The sequence below is a fragment of the Flavobacteriales bacterium genome (assembly GCA_013214975.1).
In the GTDB taxonomy this organism is placed as follows: domain Bacteria; phylum Bacteroidota; class Bacteroidia; order DT-38; family DT-38; genus DT-38.
In genome coordinates this window covers 1-2750 of the sequence record JABSPR010000217.1, presented here as the reverse complement: position 1 = coordinate 2750, position 2750 = coordinate 1, and the positions used below count along the sequence as shown (strand labels likewise).

Below are 2750 nucleotides of genomic sequence, written 5' to 3'. Positions count from 1 at the left end.
AACAGTGGATTTAATGCTGTATAATATAGAGATGGCTCAGCGGTTTTCTGACAATAAAATAAATTTAAAGGAGTCGTTTTATAAAAGCTTCTTAGTCTCTTATGAAGAGGTATTGAAATTCATATTAGAAAACGGCCTGCTGGTAGAAAATAAGCTGAGGGTTTCTAATATAGTAAATGAAGCAACCCAGCAAAATTGGATGAATGCAGAAGGCTTTTTAAGGATACACAATATGTATATCGAAAAGAGTTAAAACCGAATTCCTATCATTTGAATATCATCAACCTGCTCCTGAGCACCTTGCCAAGAAGATAAGTATTCTTTTATTTTTTGTTCTTGAACAGACATAGGATCTGTGTTGATATCAATTAACAATTCAAGCATCCTTTTCTTCATTAATTTTTTTTCTTTTGGTCCACCAAATTGATCTTGATACCCATCTGTGAAGGAGTATATACAATCTCCTTTCTCTAAATTAATAGTAATGTCTTCGTATGATCGTTCTCCTTCATATCTTCCACCAATGGCCAATTTGGTGCCTTTGTATTCCAATATTCCTCCTTTTCTTATTATGATTATAGGGTTATTTGCACCTGCGAATTGAAGCATCTTGTTCTTTTTGTTTATATAGTAGAATACACCATCCATGCCATCGCGAGAAGTAGTTCCTTTTCCATCTTGCTTTAATGATTTCCGAAGACGTACATCTAATTCAGCCATCATTTCCCCCGGAGTTCTAAGTGGCTGCTCATTGGTAATTTGGGAAATATGGTTGAACCCAACCATACTCATTAGTGCTCCAGGTACCCCATGACCTGTACAATCGCAATTGGCAACAATAAATTCATTTCCAATTGTCGCATAATAATAGAAATCGCCACTAATTATGTCTTTGGGTTTATAGAAGACAAATGCATCTTTAAATACCGTATTTAGTTCAGTAGTAGCAGGGAGCATCGATTGCTGTATGTTCTCAGCATAGTTTATGCTATCCATCATTTCTTGATTTTTTTCACGAATTATTTCTTCATTTCTCTTTTGCTGACTTATGTCAACATTGAAAATTCGCACAACCCCATTTTCCTTTAAATATTTACCTCTCTGTAAAAAGCATATATCACCAAACATAAGGTGCTCTTCGTAGGCAGAAATAGTTCCATTTATTAAATTTTCAAAATTACTTTTAAGAGGAAAGAGAATTGGGTGATCGCCTTTTAGTTCCATTAGATCTGGAAAATGAGCATTACAGGCAGGATTGGAGTAAGTAATATTCCTATCCTTATCCAATTCTATAATTGGACTAGGATTCTCTTCAGGGAAAGTAGCTAAGACGGCTAATTTATTTTGTATTTCTTTTTGCTCTGTAATATCGGTGCTAAAAATTCTTACTAAAGGTGAATTAGGTATGAAATATATTTTCTGATCAAAAATTAAATTATCTACAGTTACCTCGCATTGGAAATCTTTCCCTTCTCTAATTTTACTATGAATATTGGAAAAAATAGCATGACCAATTCCTACTTTAAATAATTCTGGATATCTAGTTTTAGCCGCTGGGTTCATATAGGTAACCTTCTTTTCTGTTAAACTACATTCCATAACCATATTTGGGTTTTGCTCAGGAAACAAAGCCATGTTTGCTAGTTTCTGTTCACTTATCTTCAACTCTGTTATATCGTTAGAGAACAAACGAATAGCAGATGTGCCAGGAACAAAACATACTTTCTGATCATATACCTTATTGTCGAAGTTAACCTCAGTTTGAAAGTCTTTGCCAGCTATAATTCCGTCTTTTAGATTTGCAAAAAGAGGATGGTTATGACATTCTTCTTGTATCTCTGGATACTGACTTAAAGCTGCCGGATTCATGTACGTAATTTTCTGTAGAACGAGATCGCATTCCATTACCATGTTTGGGTTTTGCTCCGGAAATAAAGTCATATTCGCAAAATCTTGTTCATTCTTTTTCTGTAACGTAATGTCGTTGCAAAAGACTCTAATAATTTGACTATCTATAATGAAGTAAACTTTTTGTTCATAGAAAATGCCATTTATTTCTATTTCCGTGGTAAAGTCAATACCCGTACTTAATTTCTTCTTGATGTTATTAAACAATTTGTGATCATGCCCTTGCTCTTCAATGTCAGGGAATATTCCTTTTGCGGCCGGATTCATATAAGTTACCTTGTCAGCTCCCAAGTTACATTCCATTACAATATTGGGGGTTTGCTCGGGGAATGTTGCTAGCCTAGCAATTTCTCCTGTTCCGATTTTGGTAAGCTTGGAAGCTGAGTAAGATGCATATAGAGAAACACAAAAAGGAACAAGGTAAGTTAGCCCAATGGTAATTAAGTGACTTAGACTAAAGTCTAACCCACTCATTATACTAAAGTTGTTAGTCAAATTAAGAATCGTTCCAACAAGAAGCGAAACGATTAAAGATCTACGAAGGAATTGCCTATTAAACATAAGATGTTTTTACAGGTCTAATTTAGGAATTTTAATAGCACGATTTTCTAAGGGAGAGATTGATCGAATCCGAATTGTTTAGCAAGTTTCATGGTAAGGTAGTTTATCTCATCATCAACCAGTTGTAACGTCTTTTCTAGCTTTGTGAGTTCATCGCTAGAATATAAGTGTACGGATAATGTAGTACCTGGCTACATCTCTTTTAAGCTTGCAGAGTTCATCGGGTAAGTCGTTAAAGAATCGACTTCAACCGGTGATGCGATTAATGGTGATATAGATTT

2 protein-coding genes are annotated in these 2750 nt (G+C 34.8%); one reads left to right on the top strand and one right to left on the bottom strand.

The features are described 5' to 3' along the window. Positions 1-13 precede the first annotated feature (13 nt). The gene (locus HRT72_07380) at positions 14-253 is read left to right on the top strand and encodes a hypothetical protein (GenBank protein NQY67527.1); all 240 of its coding nucleotides are present in this window, start codon (positions 14-16) and stop codon (positions 251-253) included. Here the strand turns inward: HRT72_07380 and HRT72_07375 are convergent. After that, positions 250-2382 (bottom strand): SpoIIE family protein phosphatase, encoded by a 2133-nt coding sequence (locus HRT72_07375; protein ID NQY67526.1) that lies wholly within the window; start codon positions 2380-2382, stop codon positions 250-252. The two genes, HRT72_07380 and HRT72_07375, sit on opposite strands and share 4 nt — an antisense overlap. Positions 2383-2750 lie beyond the last annotated feature (368 nt).